This window comes from Mucilaginibacter jinjuensis (genome assembly GCF_028596025.1).
Lineage (GTDB): Bacteria > Bacteroidota > Bacteroidia > Sphingobacteriales > Sphingobacteriaceae > Mucilaginibacter > Mucilaginibacter jinjuensis.
In genome coordinates this window covers 2,928,733-2,953,304 of sequence record NZ_CP117167.1, presented here as the reverse complement: position 1 = coordinate 2,953,304, position 24,572 = coordinate 2,928,733, and the positions used below count along the sequence as shown (strand labels likewise).

Sequence of the window (24,572 nt, the reverse complement as noted above, 5' to 3'; positions counted from 1 at the left end):
TTACTCCTGATGCGTGTTACTCAATTTCTTTTCAAACAACATAAGCGCGCGTGCCACAACCTGATCCATGTTGTAATATTTATAGTCGGCTAAGCGGCCGCAAAAAATCACATCGTCAAGTTTATCGGCCTCTGCTTTGTATTGCTTGTACAATTCGTGGTTGTCTTCTTTTGGTATCGGATAATATTTTTCCATGCCCTCTTCTGCCAGTAATGAATATTCGCGGGTAATGGTGGTTACCGGGCTTTTCTGACCGGTGGCATGTTTCCACTCCACTATACGTGTAAAATCGTAATCATTAGGATAATTGATCTGCTGATGGCTTTGGTAATTTTCCTGGTTAAAAGTCTCATGCTCGAAGCGTAAAGACCGGTATGGCAGCTTTCCAAACTTGTAGTCAAAAAAGGAATCAATCGGACCTGAGTAAATCATTTTACCAAACTCTATTTTTCCGATAATATCCTTGTAGTCGGTTTGCAGCATTACAGAGATATTAGGGTGATCCAGCATTTTGCTAAACATTTCTGTATACCCATGCTTAGGTACGCCCTGGTAAGTGTCTGTAAAATAACGATCGTCCCTGTTAGTGCGTGTTGGTATACGGGCTGTAACGCTGGCTGCTAAATCTTTAGGATCTATTTCCCATTGTTTTAAAGTATAACCTTTAAAAAACTTTTTGTACAAATCCTCCCCCACCTGGCTGATCACCATTTCTTCCGAATTGGCAGGATTACCGGTATCAACCTTAACACCATCAAAAAATGCCTGCACTTCTTCCGGTGATTGTAGTTTAAGCCCGTACAGCTCATTCAATGTATCCATATTAATAGGGATAGGCAGCAAACGGCCATCAACATAAGTTTTAACCCTATGATAATTAAACCTCCATTCTGTAAATTCGGAAAGGTAGTCGAACACCTTTTTATCGTTGGTGTGAAACCAGTGAGGGCCATATTTATGTACCAGAATGCCATCCTCATTATAATGATCATAGGCATTACCGGCAATGTGGCTTCTCCGGTCTACTACTAAAACTTTTTTGTTTAGCTCTTTGGCTATCCGTTCTGCTAAAACGCTTCCAGAATAACCGGCACCAACAATTAGGTAATCAAACATTTGTAATTAATTTATTAGATATCTTTAAAAACAGCCTGCGGCCGTAAATGGAAAAGGTTCAGTATTTTTATATAGCCTTTCCGGATAAACTCTTTAAAGCTATAGTCTTGGTATTTTGTATTTTTAAATGGGGTTAGTTTGAGGTATTCCCAATATAAATTCTTGTACGGATGCTCATGGATATACAACCACGGCTTTGAAGGGCCCGCATAATGCACAACAACAGGGAGTTGTGGCAGCTTTTTACGTAAGTGGATAGCATTATATTTCGGGTTCATCGGTTGCCAGCCATTGTAGAAATACATGTTTAGTATATCCTGGTCCCACCATTCTAACTTATCCATATATTGATTGGCTAAACCGATAAACTCACCGGCTACACCATCGGCACGCCATGCTTTAAAATTAATCAGCAGCACACCCGCGTTAAAGTATCTTTTTATAGGAAACCCTAACTTGTTTAAGCGTTCAACATGGCTGGTTACCTCAGCATCATCAACAGCCAATAGATATTCATCTTTAAATTGATACTCAGCCAGTTCTTTTACAGAGCCAGTAACAATCAGATCGGAGTCAAGAAAGAGGGCCTTGTCAATTGTTTTAGGCAGAATTTCTGTGAACAATAAACGGAAATAAACCGCTTTCGAATAATGCAACGAAACCCGGTAATTTTCAAATATTGAATTATCTAAAAAGATCAGGTTTAAACGAACGTTATATTTCGACTTAATAAATTGAACCAGATTATCGAGTGTTTCCGTTTTTTCAATATCATGAATAATAAATACGTTAAAATCAATATCCCTGTTATTCTCCAGCAGGGATACAATTGCTGCTGAAAAATGCTGTAGAAATTTCTGATCTATTGTAAAAATTACGTTTAAGAATGGTTTCATTAACTGCTTTGATATTGTGTTTTTACTGGCATTAACGGAAACAAGGATTTTTTGATCCTTTTTAAAATTTTATCTAAAACCAAGATGTAAGTCCTGATTTGCATTTTTACCGGAAAACCGGGTATAAAATACTGGAGCGTGCCTTTATAAGCAGACCGATGTTCGAACCAAAAGATCAGCATCCAGTCATAGCGCTTGTCAAATACAGAATAACTGTCCTGATCAACAAATAAGCTCAGCTCTTTAACCCGTTGCTTTTCTTTTTCCATGCTGAGCAAATGCCTGGTAGTTTGAGGATGCATCCTGAAAAAATTTAGCACTAGTTGCGAAAAAGCAATTTTCCCCCCGCGGCTTAATTGTCTTTTCCAGAATAACCAATCCCCGCTAAATTTCATCCCTACGATATCATCAAATACGGATAGGTCTTTAGGTTTCCTAAATACAACTGCACTCGCATTAGGGATTGTATTCCTATATCTCAAATAGCTGTCGAGTTCCTTTTCTGCATCTTCAATATGGTCATGTTTCCACTTATCTTTATCCAATGGATCTGCCCAGTCGCATAGAAATAATGCATCATTATTTTCATCTACAATTAGCGACTGGCAATAGGACAACAAGACGTTTTCATCAGTTTCCAATGGTTTCATCAAAGTATCCAGTAATACATCTCCGGCATAATCGTCACTTTCGGCAAGCCATATATAATCGCCCGACGAAAGCTCAATACCTTTTTTCCATTGCTTAAATGTGCTCCCGCTGTTAACCTCATTAAAAACGACATGGCTAACCTTCGGATGATTACGGTATTGCTCAATAACCTCCCTGCTACCATCTGTAGAAAAATCATCTAAAATAATGAGCTCAAAATCCTGATAAGTCTGATTTAAAACAGAATTAATCCTTTGCGGTAAATAGCGAGCATGATTGTAATTAGGAATGATAACTGAAACGAGCGCCATTGATTGATTGTATTTAATTTAAGTGCCCGTTTTTACAAGTACTGTAAACATATAGTTGGCGATGGTTATTCATTTCAGATTAAAGGATTTTAAGAAAATCACCTACCTCTTTGAGGTACACCGCTTTTTCATTATTTAATATTTCTAAATAACTATTGAACTTGTTAGACTGGCTCTTGTAGTTGCTGAAAATCTCCCTGATTAGAGCAATGATAGCAGGAGCCTCTGTTTCATCTAGTTTGTATTTTGCAGGGATGGCTACGTCGTATGGATTGCCTGCAGAACCTTTTTTCCCGGTAATTAAGCAGCAACCTGCCAAAGCAGCTTCACGGGGTATCCTGTCTTTTCCGGGGTGATTACCAAAATCAATATATACCTTGGCCTTAGCTAACAGCTGAAAAACCTCTTCATTAGTCATTTTTACAATGGGTACCCAACGAATATTGGGGGCCATAGCTTTTAGCTTAGCTGTAAACTCATAGCCCTTTGCCGGATTATAGGCTACTATATCCTCTTTCAGGTCGAGGTTAATCGACTTGGTTTCTGCTATATAGTTTTCGTGGATATAATCTGGTATGGAATAGATATTCTTAATATTCAATTCTTTTAAAAATTGGGCTGCATAATAAGATTGTACCAAATGAAAATCGGCGCTAAACTCATTAAACATTAGTTTCTCATATTCAAGCGATGTTTTTCCAAGTACCTTTTTTAAGTAATGTTTGATGTAAAATAGTGGCTTTGATTTAGGTGCCGTGTTGTATACAAAGAAGTTGTCGACACTTAACCACCAGATGCATTTCCTTATTTTTTTAAAGTTCTCCAGATAAGGAGTTTCCATTTCAGGTATAATAAGCAAGTTCTTTTCCGAATCTTCTACGCCTGATGCGTCCACCCATTCGTCGGAACCCACATAAATTGAGAAAGCATCTGCTGTGGGGTTTTCTGTTTTTTTGGGGTTATAATTTACGTAATAAACGTATGTTTTGATCCCAAAAAACTTATTCAAATTATAAACAAGCTGATGTATAGATTCAGTTCCGCCGGTTTTAAAACTTGCCGGGCACGCCACGTAGATTTTTTCTACCATATTTTACTAATCGATTAAGTGTATTAAGTATGCTTATTATTATACCAGATCTCTGCTCTAACGGCACCTCAAAAATCCAATCCGGTAAATCGCATAATTTGGCAATCCACTTCTCATCGATCAGTTCGATATTCGTTTTATCTCCTTATACCCAACAATCTCCCCATCACATGGTTTTAATATTTATGAAAATTTTTAAACTATTATTATTAAAATTTTACTGTGATAAAAATTTACAATAGTTGCAATCTTGTTAAACTTTAGAGGCTGTTAATTTCTTAAAATGTAAAAGGGAGTCAACAAACTCATTCTTAAAAATGGTATATTGTAGTAGAATAAATATGATAACATAAGACGCGCAGGAAGTTGATAATACTACAATTTCATGCAAATGCCCGCGTAATGCTACTCCTGCTAATACGCTTATTGTTAAGCTTACTCCTATATGCAGCAGGAGCCGGTAGTCTAATTGTATAACCGTGCGCTTGCGTGCCGAGAAATAGATGTATATACAAACCGCCGTTTCGGCAGCAAGGCAGGCAATTGAGGCACCGATATGTTTTAAATGTGGGATTAGTAAGAAGTTTAATAATAAGCTAATAACCAAACCGATGATGGTAGCGTGCAAGATCTTATTTTCTTGCCCTATAGGCATAAGAAATTGTGTGCCGAGTACACTACAAAAACCGATGATAAGCGGCACTAAAGCCAATACCCTTAATGCGCCTGCCGACATCAAATACTTTTGGCCCGACAGCACAAAAAGTATCTCTTTAGGAAAAACCATACAAAAAACAGAGAAAGGTATGGTTAAGAGAAAAATGATGTTGAATGATTTCTTAATGAGATTTGTAATGGCGTCTTTATCGTCATTAACAAACAAACTCGCTATTCGGGGTATCATCACTACGCCAATGCCACTTACTACCATTAAAAACATTTTAACGAGTTTTAAGGGTACGCTATATAAACTAACAGTTGCCGGATTGGTAAAAAGCCCTAAAATAATAGTGTCTAATACCGTGTATACACTTACTGATACATTAATGCTAAAAAGTATAAGCAAAGGCTTTATATGTGGTTTTATACTTAGCCGCTCATCAAACTTGGTCGCAAATTTTCTAACAAAATAATAAAAGTTCCAGCTGGAGTTGATCAATATGGTTAACCCCGATATTAAATAATAAACATAATGATCATCGGAGGCCTTGACGAAAATGAGAATGCTGATTACATTTAACGTTTTTGTAAACAATGACCTGCTGGTGATATAAGTGAAATTTTCAGTCCCCTGAAAAAACCAGTCAATCGAGAATGCAGAGCCGATAATAATCAGGCAGGATATTTTAACCAGGTCTACATTACGATGTATGGCCGGTATAAAAAACTGCATGATCAGAAACATGGCCGAAAAAATGATAGCCAGGCTTAACTGCAGGCCGGCGAGTTCAATAACAAGCTTGGTATAACGGGGCGGATCATTTTTAACTTTTGCAATTTCTCTAACACCGTAATACGGTATCCCTAATGAGGAGAAGATTAAAAAATAACCTGTAAATGCGTCAATAAATGAAATTCTGCCATAACTATCATTTGAAAGTATGCGTGTAACGTATGGAAACGTTATTAGCGGAAACAAAATATTTGAAGAAGTTAAAATTGAATTAACTATTAAATTTTTCCTTAAGCTCATGTACTTATTTGGATATAATATTTAGTGATTTGTCCGCACTATTCTGATCAGAGAATTAATTCGTTTTGTCAGCAGTATTTGTAATGCTTATTAAGCTACCAGGTCTTCATAGCCATCGTTGAAACTCGGTTTACAGGACTTAAAAGAAGAAGCAAAGCCGATGGCTTATTCCATCGTTTTCTTTATAAACCGGCTAACTAATAATGTAACAATTGTTAAAACTGCCCCCATAAGTCCGCCGACTATCATTCCTTTAAACTTACTGAAGACCTTGATGTCAAGTGGCAATTTCGGCCTGTCGATAATCTGGATTAAAGGTGTTTCTTTTCGCAATGTTACTTTTGCGGTTTGCAGATTTCTAACTAATTCTGCCAGAATAGTTTGATTTACCTGCACGTCGAAATTTTTTCGCTGAGCACCTACATGCAGCACCTGCATATTAGGATTGGGATTAGGGTTCTGGTCGCTGCTGCTTGCCACGCCGCTTATGGCCATGTTCATTTCTCTTCGTACAGAATCTGTTTGGTGTTGAAGTATCAGCACATTTTCTACCGTTTTTTGGGTCTTGGTTTCTATATAAAACTTTGACACCTCGTTGATCAACGCTTCAGAAAATAACTTTGAAAATAACTGATCGCCGGTATTAACAGTCACAGATATGATATTGGTCGCCTCATCAACTTTTTCAATGACCAAATTATTTTTGACGATAGATTTATAAAAAATCTTCATCACGCTATCTTGCTTCAAGCTAAACTTATCTTCGTTAGAATTTGCCGGGAAGTTTATGCTCTTAAGCTCAGGGTCTTTCTGCCATTCCTGGCGAAGTTCATTGAATTGTATATAGCATTCGGCCAAAGTCATATCTTTCCCTTTGTAGTTCACCGTAGTTAAAAGGGTTTTTTCTATCATCGAATTTGACTTTAAAAGGCTTAATACGTTGTCGCCCGCAAAGGGGCCACTGCCGGATGTACTCATATCCATGCCCAGCTGGCTGGCCAATCCGGTGTATAATCCAGCTCCACCCTGTATCTGATCATCTTGCAGAGCAAAAGTTACCACGGCTTCATAGAGCGCTTTTTTTCTTAGTGCATACATTAGACCGCATATCGTCCCAATTAAAGTAAATATGACAATCCAACCCCACTTTTTTTTAAGGTAATAGAATGAGCCTTGTAGCTTATAAATAACTTCTTTAAGGGTTATACCTTCGTCATTAACCGGCGCCATGTCAACTGTTTCTCTCACGGTTATTTAGCTAAATTTGCAAATCCTATTATTATGGCAGCTATAGAAGCTAATGTTCCTCCAATGCCTAAGATTTCGGCAAGTGAAATTTTGGGCTTATCAAGTGCCTTGGGCACAAAAATCTCACTTCCGGGTTTCACATCAGGGCGGGTAGTAAATATTAAGAATTTGCGTGATCCTTTTACCGTGCCGTTAGGGTACACCACATAAGCCCCGCGTTTTAAAGCCGATGATGAAAAGCCACCGGCATTAATAACATAATCTTTAAATGATTTGGATGAACTGAAAACAACCACACTTGGATATAGTACCTCACCGTTTACACGTACTACCTGCTGTTGTTTAGGCACCCTAATTAAATCGCCATCTTCAACCAGCAAATCTGTTTTTGACCCGGGGTTACTGATGATCTTTTCTAAATCAATACCTACATAGTCATTCCTTAACTGATCATCGCTAATAATCGATGTGCCATTAACATTTTGCTGGAGCGATCTTAAACGTTGCACCCGCTCTTTTTCCAATGCTATCGTATCGACCTTAAATTTATCAACACCAAGTATCGCCGCATTCGTTCTTTTCAAGGTTCCGCCAGATGCATCGGAAGATGCAATAAGCCCCCCCGCTCTTGCAATAATGTCTGAAATCTTTTCATCCTTTTTAGTAATGGTATACGAACCTGGATATAAAACTTCGCCTTCTACCTTTACTACCCTTAATCTCTCGAAGCCGGGAAGTGAAAACACAGAAACAATATCAAAAGGTTTAAGCACAAAGTTGGCTGTAGAAAGGCTTAACGGATCTGTAACATCTATCGTAAATACCTGCGAAACTGGTGAGTTGAGGTTCATGGGGTCGCCGGTGGTAATGCGACGTGCTACCTGAACACGTTTTGCACTGGCTCCTTGAGTAAAGCCTCCCGCCTTTTCAATCAGGCTTTCAACTGTTAAATTTTCACCATACGAAAAATCGCCTGGCTTACGTACCTCACCTTTAATGCTTACAAGATAGCGATCGCGCAGGTCAAATAAAGAAGGAATGGTTACACTATCTTCCCTGCTTAAAGTTATATCAGCCGCCGTTTTAGCGTGTATAGCGTTCAAATCAAATGCTATTGATTCGGTAGTATTGTCTGACCGTAGACGGTTTATATACCCCCTTGTGAGGTAAGCATCTTCTTTTAAACCGGCTGCGTTAGCTATTAATTGTGTAAGCGTTAACCCTCTACTTAATTCGTAATCGCCAGGGCGAAAAACAGCGCCACTTATCGTTACCCTGTTTTGGTAACGTTCCAAAATAGCATCAACAGTGTAGCGATCACCCCTTAACGGGATATAATTTTTATAATCATTTTCTATAATGTCCGAAATCTTACGTTCCTGATTATCAATTTGCAGAACTTTAATTTTGCTGGTATAGGCAAGATCAGTAAATCCGCCTGCGAAGTTGATTACATCCTGCAATGTTTCTCCCGGCAGTACTTCAAATATGGCAGGTCTTTTAACCTGGCCAGCCATCTGCACACGTATCCTGTAGGTGGGTACACGTATAATATCCTGATCGCGCAATGAAATATTATCTTTCTGATCTGCTTTTAATAAGAAGTCATAAATATCCAGTCGCTTAATTACCCTGTTATCCCTGATGATCTCTATTTGTCTGAAAGATCCGTTTTCATTTGGCCCTCCAGATTCATATAAGGCATTAAATGCAGTTGCCAGAGATGGCAAAGTATAAGTACCGGGGCGGGTTACCTCACCTACTACAATCACTTTAATACTGCGGATATTGCCTAAGCTAACATTAACGTTAGTGCCTTTGCCAATCAGGTAATTTTTTGCAGCCAGGCGTCTTTTAATAACAGCCGTAGCCTGCTGTATAGTCAGGCCGGAAACACTTACAATGCCTACTCCGGGTATGTTAATGTTTCCATCGGGCGAAACTACCAAATGCCAGTCAACTAATGATTGTCCATAAACGTTAATTACTATCTGGTCATCAGGCCCTAAAATGTAATTAACCGGTGTAGCTAATCTTAGATTTGGTTCGAAGCTTACATTTTTTCCATTAAATAGATCAGCACCAAATATTCTGATCCCCGATCTTGAAATTGTACCCGCTGCCGTGCTGGTATCTTTTTGATAATTAAGCTTGCGCGTACCCTCGCCGGTAGTGCTATCCTGGCCGGTTCCAAATTTAGCGTCGGATGCTACTTTAAGGCGACTCTGAAACTTTTGCAGTTGGGTTCCTGTCACCCCTTTAGATTGAAGGTATGTAGTAACATCCTGCCCTGTATTATTGGCATCAGCTATGATCTTATTGATTTGGGCATCAGAAAGCTGCTCAACATTTACTGTAGAAAGGCTTTGGGAAATACTCTGTCCTGAAACATCGCCCGAGAATAATAAAACCGAAATGAATAAAATCGGGAGTAGTGATCGTAAAAAGTATTTCATGAAGTATGTTAAATAACGCTATATCCGTTAGTTATGGATGCATCTTTAACAAGGTAGACTTGATAAGGTTTACCCAATCGAAAATTTAATTCAAAAATACATTTATTTAATCTATAATTATATTAAATATACTAATTATTAAATCAAAAGCGCCATTTTAATTATCATCTCACTAATTACCAACATTTAGCTACATTTATATTATAACTTTAAGTTATAATATAATACTTCATTCAGAAATCAAATTGCCGGATCTATCTTTCTCAAAACTGAAACAATTTAAAGAGATATCGGGTTGCGGCTATACACTTCATTAATATGCTTCACAAAACTTTCTGCGCTCTTGTAATACTTAGTTGCTTCATTGTTTTCCCCATTGCAGCTCAAGATATTGACTTTCAAAATTGGTCGGCCGGTGTTAATACAGTCCAGCCATCAGTAGCTATTATAGGTCAATTACATGTTGAAAGTTTTGGAGCTATTGGTGATGGTATTGCCGATGACACCCAAGCTTTTCGGGCCGCATTTACTTATGCACGCGATCATGACTTGTCGTCTATCGATTTATCCAGTGGCAGGAAATACAAAATTAGCGGCCAGATAGATATTGACTACCGCGGACAAGGACAACTGGAGCGACGGGGAATACAACTTAACGGCAATGGTGCATCTATCTTCTTAGCGGTTAAAAATGGTGATAGGGGTTATTATGCCTTTAACATTTTAACAGACCCACGCCCACAGCAAAACACAAAATTCAATATCAATAACGTTTGGTTTTATACAGATAACCAAAGCCGCCCAAACGGCGTTCATAATAGTTTTGGCAACTTTGTAACACTAAGTAATTGCGTATTTTACCAGTTGGCTACCGCTGTTTTTTTCGAATATGCCGGGATGTGCCGGTTTGATAATTGTTATTTCTGGGGTTGTGTAGAAGGCATAAGAGCTTATAGATGCAAAGACAGCTATATAGACGGTTGCCACGCCTTTGCCTGCGACAAAGCATATACCATCGAAGGTATTAATAATGCAGGTTCGGATGGTAATGTTTGTATTGTAAATAGTGTAGGCAACGGTAGTACGCAATATAATTTAAGGATGAAAGGTTTATACACGCCCATGATTGCCAATTGCGTATTTGAACAGTCGCCAATGAATTTATCCATAGAATCTTGTCAATTTGGTAAACTAAGCAACGTATTTTCCGGACCTGGTGATATTGAATTTGTATCCACAGGTACCGATCTAACCAATGACTATTGGAATATAGCTAACCTGGATGCGCAAGGTAAGGTTGAGCTTAATGGATTAAAATTTAGCAATGTAACCGGTTTTAAAGTTCACGGTGTGGGTTCTGCAAATAATATAGCCAATGCCGCTGTAATTCTCAATAATTGCAATGAAGTAAATTTCGCGGCACTAACTATTCGTGATAGCAGGGACCGCCTGGCATGGTCGATGGTTGTCTCGCCAAACTGTTCGTCTATCACTATTTCAAACTTGATTGCCGACAGAAGTTTACTTCTTAAAGGAGCTATAAATCAGCGACAGGGGCTATTTTTGTTATCCGTCTCGATTATTAATGGCAACGTATCAACAGATGATAAAAAATATAAGCGGACCGAAATCTTCGAATATCTTGATTCTGGTAATGGTACTTTCCATAGTAACAAACCAGTTAATAGATAGCCTACATTAATTAAAACCTATAGCTCACCCCTAATTCTGCATGCATGTTAAACACATCATTATGTGGAATGTAATAAGCACCGTTCGGATCGTAATCTTTCAATATCCATTCATAATTCAGTGACTTGATGCCTTGCAATTTGGCGTTAAACAATAAGTTCTTGTAACTCCAGTCGCCTTGTAAACCTACAGCAAAATCTACCCAGTTGCGGTCATTTCCATTAATCGGAATAAAACCATATCGGGCAAAATCGGCATCATGCTCGTATCGTTGAAACAGTACACCGAACTTTTTAAGGCCATTTACCCAACTTATATCTATCGTTTGTAAATTGCCACCAGAACCTGTGCCTGCCCCTAATATCTGGCCATCATTAGTTTGCCCCTGCCTTACCTGCGAGTGTATATACCAACCACCAGAATCGCGGATGATATAATCAACAGTCTGCGATAACTGATCGATCTCAACACCGAATAAAATTCCCTGATCTTTATGAGCTGCCAACGGGAATAACTTTCTTAACCCAAATATGTAAGCCCTGGAATGTTCGGGCGAGCCAAGGAAGTCTTTATAATTATACGAGTTATCGCCAATGCCATATTCAAAGTAGATTTCAGCCTTTGCTTTGGTAAAAAGCCAACGCGCGTAAAATGAGGTCTGCTGGTCACGATCAAAAGAGTCGCCGGCACCGTTATTGGCATCAGCCTTTTGAAAAGGTGTTAAGAATGGAAAATAATTACTAAACCCGTGCACGTCGTTATGATAGGCATCAAATGTCCTGATCCAGCCCAGAAACAATCCAGGCACCCAGCGTGGCTGGTAACTTAAGTTATAACCGGTATAGTAGCGCCAATCTGTTCTTTTGGGGACATACAGATCCGTACCATCTGAAGTAGTGGTGACTGAAAGAGCCGGCATATTAGTGTTTTCTAACCGCCCAGCAATGATCTGGCCTTCAAAAGAACCAATAAAAGTGTGTATTGGGCGTACCGTGTTTAAAGTTATATGTTTGAACCCTGCAGCATTATTAGATAAAACCAAAGCATTCTGAATGCCTGGCCCCCACCATAAATTTTCATTAGATAGCCCTGCCGATATTGGCCCAAAGGTTAGACGGATACTACTTTGCCCCAATGACGCCTTGGTATAAGTGCCGTTACCAAATTTCTCAGGCTGATCTATTAAGTTATGATAGCCATAATAATTCGCTAAATCAGCATCATTATGCCCTGAAGCGTATCCGGCGAAATCCGAATTCTGTGCATATACATATTCGGGCCTGAACTGAATGCTTAATGGACCTATCTTAACAAAAAAACCACCGCTAATCATTGTTTGATATCCTTTGGCAGGTATCATTAAACCGTCATTCCACCCATAGGGATGATCGGAGTTGTATTGTTGTTGTATTGTTAAAGGCAATATTTGGAATGATCCATACCCTTTAGCAAACGAAATCGGGCCTATACTTGTCCAGCTATCCTTTTTTAATGTACTATCCGGATCATATACATCATGTATATGAGTAGACTTTGCTGGGTATAACGGCCGCAAAGTAAATGACACTGTTGAATCAACCCCACCGGTAAGTTGTAATCTCCGATAATAATCTTCCAGTACGGGCGTACCGACAGGTATAGTTTGCGCTATCGTTTTTTCTGACGATAGAAATAAGGCGGCTATACTTATTGCTAAAAAAAGCTTCTTCATGTTCTATTAAAATCTATAAGTTAAACCTGCCTGTACTTGTAAATTAAATTTGGTTTGGCCTGGCACATAATATGGCCCGCCTGGTGCTGATTCTGTTGCCGGATCGATATACCACTGATAATCTAATGAGTATACACCCATTAACTTGGCATTGAATATGAAATTGTTGTAATTCCATTCGCCGTTTAATGCAGCGCTCAGGTCAACCCAATGCCGTCTCCAGTCCCCTGTGTCGTCAAAAGTATAGTAGTAAAAATCATCGTTATGCAAATAACGTTCAAGCTGCAAACCCAATCGCTTTAAACCCTTCACCCAGCTCACATCTAATGTTTGTGAGTTGGCGCCCGGCCCTATACCGGCCCCCAGTGATTGACCTAAGTTGGTATATCCTTGCCTGATATACGGATTAACATACCATTCGGTAAGACCCAACGTCTTAGCGGGGTTAGTTTCTCCCAATTGTGTAGCCTCTATACTCACTAAAATACCAGCACCTTTGTCGCCGCTTAATGGCATAAGTTTCCTAAGGCCAAATATGTAGGCTCTGCCATCATTAGGTTGCAATAAACTGTTACGTACGGTATTGGTGTTATTATCTATCCCGTATTCAAAATAAACTTCGGCATGTTCTTCAGGCCATACCCACCGTGTAAACCACGAACTTCTGGTGTCGCGCTGGTTTATTGGCTCATAGGCACTTACCGGTTTAAATGGAGCAAAGAAAGGTAGGTAACTTCCTAAACTTCCCAGGTCTTTGCTGTAAGTTTGGGCACTACGCGTCATCCCTAAAAATAAACCCGGAACCCATTTGGGTTGCCATGACACAGTAAAACCTGTTATATAGCGCCAGTCTGTAGGTTTGGGTACATATAAAGGATTATTAAAATAAGAAAGGCCGGGTGTTAAAGGTTCGTAACCCGAATTTTCTAAACGCCCAATAATAAACTGGCCTTCAAAACAGCCAATAGCTGTTTTAACGGGTTTAGTTGTATTTAAAGTGAAGTGCTTAAACCCCGGTGCATCGTTACTCATTAATAAAGAATTGCGAATGCCTGGGCCCCACCATAAATTTTCGGTAGATAAACCGAACGAAAATGATTTATAGTTTAACCTGATACTACTTTGGCCCCAGTATGCTTTGGTATAACTACCGGTGCCGAATCTGGCCGGTAAATCTACATTGTTGTATACGTCGTAATAGCGGGCGCCAATAGTGGCATTGGCTTTATTATAAAAATCTTCGAAATAGCTGTTAGCGGCATATACAAACTCGGGCCGGAACTGGATGGTTAAAATACCATATTGCGCATATACGCCGGCACTGATTAATGTTTGAAACCCTTTAGCCGGTATCATCGCGCCATCATTCCATCCGTATGGATGATCGCTGTTTATTTGTGTTTGGATTCCTAATGGCAGTAAATAGCCATTAAAACCATCTTTATTTCTCCATGAGGTTGAGGCATCTCGTTTATTATAACCCTTTTCTGTAGAATCGGGATAAAATACATTCTTGTTTTTAGTATCAGGGAAAAACGGACGGCTTGTAAACGAGGCCGAAGAATCAGTTTGCCCGAGTAATTGTAAACGACGGTAATAATCATCTAAGGCAGGTGAACCTACAGGTATCGTTTGGGCATTAACTGTCAGCTTTATCAGGGTAAGCACTACAAATAACAGTGCACATCTTCTCAACATCATAATGCGATAGCTTTTATAACAATATTATCAACAGACCAGCTTTCATCGCACATGGGGTCGGCAACGTTTTTTTGTACCAAATCGCCAATACACTGCATTAAAAGTGTATTATCGGTGTGATTAATTTGTTTACTTATTTTATATTCAGTAGTACCATTGGGCTTGCTTGCCCAATAACATGCCCCCGGAAGGTTTGTGTTGTATGCCCCCGCTTTGGGGTTATTGTTGTTGTTGGGGTAATTATTAGGATAGGCCTGTGGAGTACAGAAAACCCCGGCAGGGCAATCGGCATTTGAAAATGAGGTATGGATATAGCTACTACCATCAACTAAAAAACTCCACAGATCAGGCCCGGAATAACCATTGTCAATATTATTTCCATCCCAGGTATCATGGATATATAAATCGAAGGTCACTTCTACAAGATCATGTTTGGGGAGATTGGCAACCGTTAAAGCAAAACCATTTGAATTGTAACGGCCGAGCACATGCGTACCATTAAAAACAGTGATTGCCCCATTGGCAATATTTTTAACATCGCCCGACTCGAAATCGTTACTATAAACAACAGTTTCACTTTTTACCTGTGTCTTTGTACACGCACCCAAGAATGTCATGACAGAGAAGAGCAAGGTAAAACAGTAATATTTAAAATGTATGGAAATATGTTTCATAGAATAATAACAAAAATTAATCGTCACAGATTATTAAACTCATTGAATTAATGTCGCTGATATATGCATAATAATTAGCAGCACGTGCAAGTACGGCTATTACCAGTTAATTAAATGTTTGATTCAGCAGTGCAGTGGGATATGTCAATGATAGTAGTTAACAATTTTATAACTAAACCATTGTAGGGAAATACCGAACTAACAATGTAGAATCTTACGTTAGCCGGTTTTAAGCAAAAATCAGATTTGTATATTATAACACCGAATAATGGATCTTGTTTAGAGAATCAACTCTTTATTCCAACAAATTATGCCAATTCGTAAATACTTATTGTAACAAAATAAAACAGTATACCTTTTAAACTATACAATACTTATTTGCGCATAAACGAAACCTTTTTGCAATAACTGACTTCTATGAGTACCTTCAATAGAACATACAATATGCCGGTACCCGTCCAGGAAATTCAAACAGTACCGAAAACTTCAAACCAACATTTACTTTATCTCGATAGCTTAAGGGCATTGGCGGCAATTTATGTGGTTATCCATCATGCTGTTTTGCATTATTATCCATCAATAAAAGATCTATCTGAATACCAGCTAACACCTACCCAATCCATCCTATTTCAATTTTTAAAGCACGGCTATTATGCTGTTGATTTATTTATCGTCCTTTCCGGCTTTAGCCTCATGCTATCTGTGATTAAAAATGACTACTTGATAAAGGGAGGATATCTGAAGTTTATAAAACGGAGGATAATCAGGATAATTCCACCATACTATTCGGCTGTATTAATATCTCTACTATTAATATGGTTTTTTATAAAAGATAAAAGTGGTACACAATGGGATGTCTGTATTCCAGTCAGTCGGGTTGATATAATCAGGCATATTTTATTGATACACGATTTTTATCACTCATCTTTCCCACGAATTAATGATGTTTTATGGTCTGTTGCAGTAGAATTTAGAATTTATTTATTCTTCCCGCTATTGGTTTATCTATGGAAAAAGCAAGGCATAATGATTGCGCTTTTCACTTCTGTTATAATTTCTTTAGCAGGCTCTATAGCCCTAATTTATCTAAGTAACGGGAATACCGACATCAACTTAACCGCACCAGGTGTCAGCCCATACATCATATTATTTACCACAGGCATGTTGGCTGCAGAATTTTCTTATTCAGCCAGTGATAGTACTAATTACATCAAGGCATTATATTATAACGCCTCATTTGGAAAAAAGATACTGGCACCTGCTATCTTTCTTGTTCTGTTTATTTTGGCTAAAAACCTACTTAAAAATGTTCAATCTCCAAATACAGATTCGATCATTAAATACCTGATGGATGTTTTAATGGGCATCCTTTTCGGCTTCACTTTATTTTTCTTATCAACTACTATACAACTAAATAGAAATAATCATTGGGTAATCAAAGCACTGTCATGGAAGCCTTTGGCCTGGATTGGGACATTCTCTTATAGTTTATATTTAATACATTCACCTGTTTTGCAACTCCTGTCAAAATATTTTTTAGCGCCAATTGAAATAAGTACATCCACCAAAAGTTATTTACTAATCATTATCGGAACAACCTCAGCCATAGCAATAGCTTATATTTTCCATGTCCTGTTTGAACGGCCATTTATGGGCTTAAAAAATAAGCCTAAGATCATTCCGATTATTAGTGTCTAATTAATAGTGTATCAATCATTATTTTTCAGTTAGCTCTTTAACAGCCAATATAACTTCATCAATAGAAAACGGTTTAGAGATAAATCTATCCGAACCATAATTTCCTAAAGAATTTAGAACCTTTGGATGGGCAGAAAGCATAATCACAGGAATATGCGAAGTTGTAGCATCTGTTTTAATCTGATGGCAGTATTCCCCACCATTTATACCTGCAAGCAGATAGTCTATGATAACAAGGTCTGGCTTATGTTGATTAGCGAGTTGGATAATATCGTCAGTTCCTAAAAAGCCTTCAACGAAATACCCCTCATCAAATAATAGGTCTTTCAGCATTTGTAGAACGTCTTCATTATCATCAACAATCAATATTTTTTTTTGTAAAATTTCCATCAACAACTGTATATAAATAAAAAGGCTACTTTTTCGGCAGCCTTCTATAACATTGTATACAATTTCAATACCAGGATAAAAAATAGCCGTAACGCTAATCACTTCAATTATACTGATCTTAATAAACTATTTTATGTAGTAATTAAAAGACTGTTAACGATGAGCAAGAACTAAATTCATTACGACTTGTTAATCAGACAAATCAACACTATGAAAAACCCATTTAAAAAAGAAGATAACAACAGTGCGTTAATTGCTTTTGTGGCAATAGGTGCTATTGCAGCAGGAGCTATAACTTATCTGTATCTAAAAAAACGATCAGCACTGAAAGCTGCGACTAATGAAGTTAAAGAACATGCCACTGACTATTTGAAACCCCATCACCTAAAAAAGAAACGAACAACAGATTTGCACGACTTGGGAAAAATAGCGGGTTGACATTTAAAACCATTGCTACCGTTGACATATTGGCATAATCCTTTTGTCTTATCCAAAGTAATGGCACCAAGATATCAAGTAGTGAAACAATCAATTTAAAGCCCTGTTGCAGCATCATGGGTTTAGAAAAAAAGTTTTCAGGATTTGTAAGTGTACGGGGTGCAAGAGAACATAATTTAAAAAATGTGAGCCTGGAAATTCCAAGAGATGCACTGGTAGTTTTTACCGGTGTTTCGGGGTCGGGTAAATCTTCTCTTGCTTTCGGAACTTTATATGCCGAGGCTCAACGCCGTTACCTTGAATCTGTTTCTCCATACGCAAGGCGCCTATTTAACCAGATGGCTATACCAGAGGTAGATGAGATTGAAGGACTGCCACCAGCCGTTGCATTGCAACAACAGCGTGGTGCAGCTTCGACACGCTCATCTGTAGGCAGCGTAACCACACTTTCTAACTTACTAAGGATGTTGTATTCGCGCGCAGGTGAATACCCGGCCGGGCAGGCTATTATTTATGCAGAATCATTTTCGCCAAACACACCGGAAGGTGCATGCCCGGAATGCCACGGTTTAGGCCGGGTATATGAAGTGACGGAGAAAACGATGGTACCGGATGATACGCTTACAATTCGCGAAAAGGCAATTGCCGCGTGGCCGTCGGCCTGGCAGGGCCAGAACCAGCGCGATATATTAACTACCATGGGTATTGATATTGATACGCCATGGAAAGACTTGCCCAAAAAAGACCGGGACTGGATCTTGTTCACAGAAGAACAGCCGGTTGTTCCTGTTTATTCAGGATATAGCCATGAAGAAATTCAACGATTTATTAAAAATAAACGTCAGCCCGATTATATGGGCACTTTTACCGGTGCGCGGCGTTACGTTAGGCATACCTTTGCCAACACACAAAGCGCCTTAATGAAAAAGCGGGTAAGCCAATATATGATAAGCAGCGAATGCCCCCTTTGCCATGGAAAACGTCTGCGGCAAGAATCGCTGGCTATCAAGTTTGCCGGATACGATATTGCTGATATATCAAGATTGGCCCTCAATAAACTGGCTATTATTTTTTCTCCTTATGCGTCTGGTGAAGCGCAGGCTTTAAAAAAGATGGCGACTAACCACCCTGAAAAAGTAGTGGTAGCCAAAAGAATAGCTGAAGATTTTTTGGCCCGGCTGCAAGTGGTGCTTGATTTGGGTTTAGGTTACCTGACCATTGAGCGCAGTACACCTACCCTATCACCCGGCGAGCTTCAGCGGCTACGTTTAGCCACACAGGTACGATCTAACCTGTTTGGCGTGGTTTACGTGCTTGATGAACCTTCTGCAGGTTTACACCCTGCAGATACCGAGGCGCTTTTGCGTGCACTGGATAAATTGAAAGCTTCAGGAAATTCAATATTTGTGGTAGAGCACGAGATTGATGTGATACGCCACGCTGATTGGATTATAGATGTAGGCCCCGCCGCAGGCGAAAAAGGTGGCCATATTTTGTACAGCGGTTTACCCGAAGGGCTGCGGGAAGTAACTGCGTCTTTGACCAGGCACTACATTTATGATGACACTACCAAGCATAAAAATGACCCAAGGCAGCCGACTGAATGGCTAAAGCTCGAGGGTGTAATACGTAATAACCTGTCCGGTTTAAATGTGGCGTTTCCATTAGGTGTACTTACCAGCGTAACCGGCGTTTCGGGATCGGGTAAAAGCACCCTTGTTAGCCAGGTATTGGTGGAACTTGTTGCCGATCAGTTAGGTTTGCAAATTGATATATCAGACGAAACAGGAGCTGATCCATTGGAAAAGACAGAAGTAACTACTTTGGGCGGACAAATTGTGGATGGGATGAAGGGAATTAAGCGTTTAGTAGTGGTTGATCAGAAACCAATAGGCCGCACACCACGCTCTAACCTGGCTACTTATACAGGCCTTTTCGATCATGTCCGTAAGTTATTTGCTACTACGCCTTTAGCAAAGTCACGAAAATATGATGCCGGACAATTTTCTTTTAATGTAGCTAAAGGCCGCTGCCCACACTGTGAAGGTGAAGGCATGGTTATGGTTGAGCTACTGTTTTTGCCCAGTGTTTATACACCATGCCCTACCTGCGGCGGTACAAGGTACAACCCTAAAACACTGGAAGTTAAATACAAAGACAAAAACATCGCCGAGGTATTAGGCCTTACCGTTGATGAAGCTGTTAATTTTTTTGATGAAGAACCAGTGATAAGCCGCGCGTTGGACGTGGTGCGCGAAGTAGGCCTGGGTTACCTGCGATTAGGCCAGCCTGCCACAGAACTGTCTGGTGGCGAAGCACAGCGTATCAAACTGGCAACTGAATTACAGCGGGCTCAGCACGGGCAAACACTCTATGTATTAGATGAACCAACAACCGGTTTGCATCCTTCGGATGTTGAACGACTGATGTTGCAGCTTAATCGCCTGGTTGATGCCGGAAATACAATTATTTTGGTGGAACATGACATGCATGTTATCGCATCCAGTGATTGGGTAATAGATATTGGCCCGGGAGCGGGTGATGACGGCGGTAAAATCGTTGCAGCTGACATCCCTATGAATATCGCAAAGGCTAAGCACAGCAGAACAGCCCCCTATCTTGCCAAACATCTATAATTCAACATACTAATTACATAAAAATTGTTCCTAAACCTGTTTGTAGAGATTTGAATAATACGAAGCACTGTTCAGTATGAGCAAAAAACAATATATTTTCTGACATCCTGATACGACGCAATTGACATACTAAAACAATAATTAAATTATAATTTCAGAATCGGATTTATCCTGCTTTTTGTAAGTAAGCGCGGCGCTGCATAATCTTTGTAATCAGCAGTTTTAGTTTGGTTTTATAGTCCTGTTGTAGCCATTCTGCATAATTTTTGGTCACTTTACCTATGCATTTACAATACTGCTTTACCCTCCAGTTAATTTCTTTATCCAGTTCCTCCGCCAGGCCGAGTGCTTCCATAATTGTATCACTATTATCTGCGCACAGCAACGCATGTTGACGAATCGAATCCCGAATTACAATTTTTGTTTTGATCTGTTGATCCAGCGCATGCTGATAAGCCTGCTGTACATCAAATGTAATTTGCAAACTGTTAGGAAATTTGCCACGCAGGTCTGATGGTAATTGATGTGCTTCAAACTCGGTTTTGCTGTGCATTGCTTCATAAAAAGCCTCGGGACGCTCAAAAACCTGCTGCCAGTCAACCGGTATATGCCATTCACCAAAACGATCTGTATTATTACCCAGGTCAATAATATTGAAGCTTTTCTTTTGTGGCAAACGCCTGCCCCCTCGGCCAATCATTTGATGATATAAGGTTAACGAAGTAGTTGCCCGGTTCAGAATAACCGATTGTATTGTTGGCTCGTCAAAGCCCGTAGTCAGGATTGATACAGAGGTCAGGATAGCGCCTTTAGTTTTCTTAAACCATTTGAGTATTTCTGCACGTTCGGCAGTCGACGTATGATTGTCTAAATGACGTACAGGATAACCAGCGTCTGAAAATAGTTTGTGAACGTTTTTTGAGGTAAAAATTCCATTGTTAAAGATCAGCGTTTTTTTGTTTTTGGCATGAGCTTCATAGGCATGCATCAAAAGGTCTAGCATGGCTGGTGAAGAATATAATTCATCAGAAGTGCTTACTGTAAAGTCTCCGTGTATCCCGGTTTTTAACGTGTTCAATTCTACATCATAACGCCATGTTTTCGGTTTTGCCAAAAAGCCTTGTGCAATTAAAGAACTGATACTTTCGCCAACAATCAGTTCATCATAATTTTTACGCATTGGTAAATTAATGTCCGAACTAAAAGGAGTAGCCGTTACGCCAATAATGATGGCATTTTTGAATTTCCCCAAAAGTTTATGGAATGAATTGTGATGTGCCTCATCTATTATCACCAGGCCTATGTCATCAGGGTTAACCAAGCCTTCTTTTATCCGGTTCTTTAGTGTTTCTACCATAGCTACAAAACATTTGTAAGCCTCTTTGCGGCTCAATGTTTTCAGGGCGCTGTTAATCACCTTATTTTTAACACCTAAGTTCTTTAATGTAGTGGCAGTTTGGTTACAAAGTTCAACACGGTGTGTAAGTACAATTACCTTACGGTTATATTTACTGATAAAACGGCTGGTGATCTCCGAAAAAATACGTGTTTTTCCGCCACCGGTTGGCAGCTGATAAAGTAAGCGATAATTTGTTTGAGACTGCCCGATCTTATCGAAAAGTTGATTAATATCATTTTCCTGGTAGCCATAGAGCGCTTTCTGCCCCATATTCAGGCTCTGGCCCGTTTCATTTTCCATTTAAGCACAACCACAAAGTCAGGTTTAGGTTTTGTTACATTCATACAATCAATTTTCCTTACCTACTGTTATTGTACAAGGACAAACGAAACGGCAAAAGTTATTATAAGCTATTATGCCATATTAATTGTCTGATATAAATAAACGATACTGAATGAATAACAACTACAATTTAAAACGCTTTTTGGACGCACAGGCAAGAGACTACCACATCGCTTTAACAGAAATTAAAACAGGGCAAAAGCGTAGTCATTGGATGTGGTATATTTTCCCGCAGGTTGCTGGTCTTGGGTTTAGTGAAATGGCTAAACATTTTGCAATCAAAGATCTGCCAGAAGCTAAGGCTTATCTTGAACATCCGTTATTGGGGCAGCGAATTGTAGAGATAAGTAATGTTCTGGTAAACCTACCCGGCAACAATGCCACTACGATTATGGGTACGCCAGACGATTTGAAACTGTTTTCTTCTATGACTCTATTCGGCTTAGTACCAGGTGCTGATCATGTGTTTTCAAAAGTTTTGAAAAAATATTTTGATGGAGACAGAGACTGCGCAACGTTGCAGTTACTGTAATCGCGCGTTTAAACTGCGCGAATTATCTGGACAGCTATCTTAAATTATCCTTCCAACATTGACTGAATTTAGACATTTCATGATATAAATACAATCAAGGGACTATAAATTTACCCATGCTGACTGGCCATATTATTACCGTAATTATCCATTTTATCGTATTCAACTTCCCGTTCAGTTAGTATATCCACAACGTCAACATTCAAAATACTTGCAATGGCAAACAAACGTTCTAAAGTAAGTTTAGACTTGAAAAGCTCAATTTTACTATAAGCATTCTGAGATATTTTTAATTTGCAGGCCAGGTAATCTTGTGTATAAAATTTAGCTTCTCTTAAATTTCTAATATTTGACACTACCTTTCGTTCAGGAGTTATATAATTTTTAATCATAGCTTGATAAATGTGATTTAAAATTCATTCCCTTGTCTTACAGCAATTGTTTTAGCTATCCGCCCAAGTGGCATTTGAGCTTGTTGGGTCTCTTTAAAGCAGAGAGAATACCTAACAACCGTCAAGAGATTAATGCGGGCTAATAGATCTTCAAGATCAAAAGGCTTATCAATAAAGTCATCACAACCATAAGTACCTTTTGATATGCCTTTGTTAGAATAAGCACTAAAAATAATAACCGGGATATGTGCAAATTCCGGGTCGATTTTTAATTTCGTACACCATTCGCCACCATCCATGCCATTTAAAGAGAAGTCTAACAGGATTAATGAAGGTTGATAGGCCCTTACCAGGTTACATAGATCATCAGTGCTTTCTACAATAGCTACATCAAAATCCTCGTATACCAGTATCTCCTCCAGTATATCCAAGATGTCTTTGTCGTCGTCGAGTATAAGTATTCGTTTTTTCATCAGCTCACCTCCACCATTAAGTTAATTTCGCTGAGATCAACCAGGATGATTGTCTCGTCAATCCCCGTCGCCATTATGCGCGGTTCTTCATTGATTTTAAAAAACGTATCGAATTTTTTGGGTAAGTTTCTAAGCAGCGGCGTATGCTTTACAGGCAGTAAAGTAATACATACATCGGCGTCTTCCCCTAAAATGGTAGTTGTTCTTGATAAACAGAATCGATAACCCTGGTTAATCAGGCTTTCGAGAAGTTCGGTAGTCAGCATTCTCAGCATGGCTTATTGTTTTACCAAAAGTAGCTAGCACGATTTCTCGCTTTATGCTGAAAATCCTTTTTGTGTATGCGGTAATTACTCCATTTTCGAGTACAGATCAAATAATGCCGTTGAGCATGGCAAAACGAATTAATGCAATAGTATTTCTTGACCCTGTTTTATCGATGAGCTGTTGGCGGTGATTTTCGACAGTGCGCTTACTGGTGAATAATTTATCGGCAACTTCCTGATTGGTAAACCCTTCAGATAACAGGCTTAAAATTTCTATATCTGTGGCTGAAAATTCGATGTTCTGTACATTCTCGTTGGTAATAGGATCGGGAATGGTGAGTATCCGTTTTAAAAAGCGGCTGGATAGTTCTGCACAGATATATTGCCCGTAATCATGAGTTTGCGTAATGGCAAATATGAGCTCGGCCGTGCTGACATTTTTGAGTAAATAGCCGCACGCACCAGAACGGAAAGCCTTGATTACATACTTGTCGGCATCCAATGCACTTAAAATGATCACTTTTACATCCGGGTACTCACTTTTAAGCCTTTCAATTAATTCTGTGCCGCTCATTACCGGCATATTCATATCAACCAGCACTATATTAGCTTTTATACCGGTTTTAAGCAATTGGAGTACCTCTAAACCATTATTGGCTTCGCCCGTGATTTGAAAAGATTTTTCCTTTTCAAGCATTGCTTTAATGCCTCCTCTAACAATCAGGTGGTCATCCGCCAAAATAATATTGATTATGGATTTTAGCATG

At 39.1% G+C, this 24,572-nt stretch carries 21 protein-coding genes; 5 read left to right on the top strand and 16 right to left on the bottom strand.

Features of this window, described 5'->3' with window-relative positions:
* From glf to PQO05_RS13260, 7 genes are all read right to left on the bottom strand, one after another.
* The gene (glf, locus tag PQO05_RS13290; protein WP_273633404.1) at positions 1–1,116 is read right to left on the bottom strand and encodes a UDP-galactopyranose mutase; all 1,116 of its coding nucleotides are present in this window, start codon (positions 1,114–1,116) and stop codon (positions 1–3) included.
* Between the two features lie 14 nt (positions 1,117–1,130).
* Positions 1,131–2,012, bottom strand: coding sequence for a glycosyltransferase family 8 protein (locus tag PQO05_RS13285; protein WP_273633403.1), 882 nt, complete (start codon positions 2,010–2,012; stop codon positions 1,131–1,133).
* Positions 2,012–2,974 (bottom strand): glycosyltransferase family 2 protein, encoded by a 963-nt coding sequence (locus tag PQO05_RS13280; protein WP_273633402.1) that lies wholly within the window; start codon positions 2,972–2,974, stop codon positions 2,012–2,014. The genes PQO05_RS13285 and PQO05_RS13280 overlap by 1 nt, the downstream gene beginning before the upstream one ends.
* Positions 2,975–3,053: 79 nt before the next feature.
* Positions 3,054–4,064 carry a hypothetical protein gene (locus tag PQO05_RS13275; RefSeq protein ID WP_273633401.1) on the bottom strand — a complete coding sequence of 337 codons (1,011 nt, stop codon included), beginning with the start codon at positions 4,062–4,064 and terminating at the stop codon, positions 3,054–3,056.
* 253 nt (positions 4,065–4,317) lie between these two features.
* On the bottom strand, positions 4,318–5,703 hold the full coding sequence (locus tag PQO05_RS13270; RefSeq protein WP_273633400.1) for a flippase: 1,386 nt from the start codon (positions 5,701–5,703) through the stop codon (positions 4,318–4,320).
* A gap of 219 nt (positions 5,704–5,922) precedes the next feature.
* Positions 5,923–7,005, bottom strand: coding sequence for a GumC domain-containing protein (locus tag PQO05_RS13265; RefSeq protein ID WP_273633399.1), 1,083 nt, complete (start codon positions 7,003–7,005; stop codon positions 5,923–5,925).
* A gap of 2 nt (positions 7,006–7,007) precedes the next feature.
* Entirely contained in the window at positions 7,008–9,461 is a 2,454-nt protein-coding gene (locus PQO05_RS13260; protein ID WP_273633398.1) for an SLBB domain-containing protein, read from the bottom strand.
* 318 nt (positions 9,462–9,779) lie between these two features.
* Between PQO05_RS13260 and PQO05_RS13255 the strand changes: the two genes are divergently transcribed.
* On the top strand, positions 9,780–11,153 hold the full coding sequence (locus tag PQO05_RS13255; RefSeq protein WP_273633397.1) for a hypothetical protein: 1,374 nt from the start codon (positions 9,780–9,782) through the stop codon (positions 11,151–11,153).
* Positions 11,154–11,163: 10 nt separating this feature from the next.
* Here the strand turns inward: PQO05_RS13255 and PQO05_RS13250 are convergent, their stop codons facing one another.
* Genes PQO05_RS13250 through PQO05_RS13240 form a run of 3 tightly spaced genes read right to left on the bottom strand, consistent with a single transcriptional unit; the run spans position 11,164 to position 15,239 of the window.
* On the bottom strand, positions 11,164–12,864 hold the full coding sequence (locus PQO05_RS13250; protein WP_273633396.1) for a capsule assembly Wzi family protein: 1,701 nt from the start codon (positions 12,862–12,864) through the stop codon (positions 11,164–11,166).
* A gap of 6 nt (positions 12,865–12,870) precedes the next feature.
* Complete coding sequence (locus PQO05_RS13245) at positions 12,871–14,565, bottom strand: capsule assembly Wzi family protein (RefSeq protein ID WP_273633395.1); 1,695 nt, start codon at positions 14,563–14,565, stop codon at positions 12,871–12,873.
* Positions 14,562–15,239, bottom strand: coding sequence for a hypothetical protein (locus tag PQO05_RS13240; protein WP_273633394.1), 678 nt, complete (start codon positions 15,237–15,239; stop codon positions 14,562–14,564). The genes PQO05_RS13245 and PQO05_RS13240 overlap by 4 nt, the downstream gene beginning before the upstream one ends.
* Positions 15,240–15,683: 444 nt before the next feature.
* Here PQO05_RS13240 and PQO05_RS13235 point away from each other — a divergent pair, with 444 nt between their 5' ends.
* Positions 15,684–16,937, top strand: coding sequence for an acyltransferase family protein (locus tag PQO05_RS13235; RefSeq protein ID WP_273633393.1), 1,254 nt, complete (start codon positions 15,684–15,686; stop codon positions 16,935–16,937).
* Positions 16,938–16,955: 18 nt separating this feature from the next.
* Here the strand turns inward: PQO05_RS13235 and PQO05_RS13230 are convergent, their stop codons facing one another.
* Positions 16,956–17,327 carry a response regulator gene (locus PQO05_RS13230; RefSeq protein WP_273633392.1) on the bottom strand — a complete coding sequence of 124 codons (372 nt, stop codon included), beginning with the start codon at positions 17,325–17,327 and terminating at the stop codon, positions 16,956–16,958.
* Between the two features lie 210 nt (positions 17,328–17,537).
* On the opposite strand from PQO05_RS13230, the gene PQO05_RS13225 reads away from it, so the two are divergent.
* Together PQO05_RS13225 and uvrA are read left to right on the top strand one after the other, a co-directional pair.
* Positions 17,538–17,765, top strand: a complete 228-nt coding sequence (locus PQO05_RS13225) for a hypothetical protein (protein WP_273633391.1) — start codon at positions 17,538–17,540, stop codon at positions 17,763–17,765.
* A gap of 116 nt (positions 17,766–17,881) precedes the next feature.
* Positions 17,882–20,401, top strand: coding sequence for an excinuclease ABC subunit UvrA (uvrA, locus tag PQO05_RS13220; RefSeq protein ID WP_273633390.1), 2,520 nt, complete (start codon positions 17,882–17,884; stop codon positions 20,399–20,401).
* Positions 20,402–20,567: 166 nt separating this feature from the next.
* Here the strand turns inward: uvrA and PQO05_RS13215 are convergent, their stop codons facing one another.
* Positions 20,568–22,100, bottom strand: coding sequence for a DEAD/DEAH box helicase (locus PQO05_RS13215; RefSeq protein ID WP_273633389.1), 1,533 nt, complete (start codon positions 22,098–22,100; stop codon positions 20,568–20,570).
* A gap of 154 nt (positions 22,101–22,254) precedes the next feature.
* On the opposite strand from PQO05_RS13215, the gene PQO05_RS13210 reads away from it, so the two are divergent.
* The gene (locus tag PQO05_RS13210) at positions 22,255–22,674 is read left to right on the top strand and encodes a DUF1810 domain-containing protein (protein WP_273633388.1); all 420 of its coding nucleotides are present in this window, start codon (positions 22,255–22,257) and stop codon (positions 22,672–22,674) included.
* Between the two features lie 110 nt (positions 22,675–22,784).
* On the opposite strand, the gene PQO05_RS13205 is transcribed toward PQO05_RS13210, so the two are convergent.
* The 4 genes from PQO05_RS13205 to PQO05_RS13190 form a co-directional block, all read right to left on the bottom strand.
* Positions 22,785–23,066 (bottom strand): helix-turn-helix domain-containing protein, encoded by a 282-nt coding sequence (locus tag PQO05_RS13205; protein WP_273633387.1) that lies wholly within the window; start codon positions 23,064–23,066, stop codon positions 22,785–22,787.
* Between the two features lie 17 nt (positions 23,067–23,083).
* Complete coding sequence (locus PQO05_RS13200; RefSeq protein ID WP_273633386.1) at positions 23,084–23,539, bottom strand: response regulator; 456 nt, start codon at positions 23,537–23,539, stop codon at positions 23,084–23,086.
* A complete protein-coding gene (locus PQO05_RS13195; RefSeq protein WP_273633385.1) occupies positions 23,539–23,814 on the bottom strand; it encodes a hypothetical protein in 276 nt (91 codons plus the stop codon). The genes PQO05_RS13200 and PQO05_RS13195 overlap by 1 nt, the downstream gene beginning before the upstream one ends.
* A gap of 97 nt (positions 23,815–23,911) precedes the next feature.
* Positions 23,912–24,571 carry a response regulator transcription factor gene (locus PQO05_RS13190; RefSeq protein WP_273633384.1) on the bottom strand — a complete coding sequence of 220 codons (660 nt, stop codon included), beginning with the start codon at positions 24,569–24,571 and terminating at the stop codon, positions 23,912–23,914.
* Position 24,572: the final 1 nt, after the last annotated feature.

Coding starts and splice junctions, on each gene's coding strand:
- PQO05_RS13250 (WP_273633396.1), bottom strand. CDS start 12,864: ATGAAGAAGCTTTTTTTAGCAATAAGTATAGCCGCCTTATTTCTATCG.
- glf (WP_273633404.1), bottom strand. CDS start 1,116: ATGTTTGATTACCTAATTGTTGGTGCCGGTTATTCTGGAAGCGTTTTA.
- PQO05_RS13240 (WP_273633394.1), bottom strand. CDS start 15,239: ATGAAACATATTTCCATACATTTTAAATATTACTGTTTTACCTTGCTC.
- PQO05_RS13275 (WP_273633401.1), bottom strand. CDS start 4,064: ATGGTAGAAAAAATCTACGTGGCGTGCCCGGCAAGTTTTAAAACCGGC.
- PQO05_RS13285 (WP_273633403.1), bottom strand. CDS start 2,012: ATGAAACCATTCTTAAACGTAATTTTTACAATAGATCAGAAATTTCTA.
- PQO05_RS13225 (WP_273633391.1), top strand. CDS start 17,538: ATGAAAAACCCATTTAAAAAAGAAGATAACAACAGTGCGTTAATTGCT.
- PQO05_RS13195 (WP_273633385.1), bottom strand. CDS start 23,814: ATGCTGAGAATGCTGACTACCGAACTTCTCGAAAGCCTGATTAACCAG.
- PQO05_RS13230 (WP_273633392.1), bottom strand. CDS start 17,327: ATGGAAATTTTACAAAAAAAAATATTGATTGTTGATGATAATGAAGAC.
- PQO05_RS13260 (WP_273633398.1), bottom strand. CDS start 9,461: ATGAAATACTTTTTACGATCACTACTCCCGATTTTATTCATTTCGGTT.
- PQO05_RS13200 (WP_273633386.1), bottom strand. CDS start 23,539: ATGAAAAAACGAATACTTATACTCGACGACGACAAAGACATCTTGGAT.
- PQO05_RS13215 (WP_273633389.1), bottom strand. CDS start 22,100: ATGGAAAATGAAACGGGCCAGAGCCTGAATATGGGGCAGAAAGCGCTC.
- PQO05_RS13280 (WP_273633402.1), bottom strand. CDS start 2,974: ATGGCGCTCGTTTCAGTTATCATTCCTAATTACAATCATGCTCGCTAT.
- PQO05_RS13235 (WP_273633393.1), top strand. CDS start 15,684: ATGCCGGTACCCGTCCAGGAAATTCAAACAGTACCGAAAACTTCAAAC.
- PQO05_RS13190 (WP_273633384.1), bottom strand. CDS start 24,571: ATGCTAAAATCCATAATCAATATTATTTTGGCGGATGACCACCTGATT.
- PQO05_RS13255 (WP_273633397.1), top strand. CDS start 9,780: ATGCTTCACAAAACTTTCTGCGCTCTTGTAATACTTAGTTGCTTCATT.
- PQO05_RS13245 (WP_273633395.1), bottom strand. CDS start 14,565: ATGATGTTGAGAAGATGTGCACTGTTATTTGTAGTGCTTACCCTGATA.
- PQO05_RS13210 (WP_273633388.1), top strand. CDS start 22,255: ATGAATAACAACTACAATTTAAAACGCTTTTTGGACGCACAGGCAAGA.
- uvrA (WP_273633390.1), top strand. CDS start 17,882: ATGGGTTTAGAAAAAAAGTTTTCAGGATTTGTAAGTGTACGGGGTGCA.
- PQO05_RS13205 (WP_273633387.1), bottom strand. CDS start 23,066: ATGATTAAAAATTATATAACTCCTGAACGAAAGGTAGTGTCAAATATT.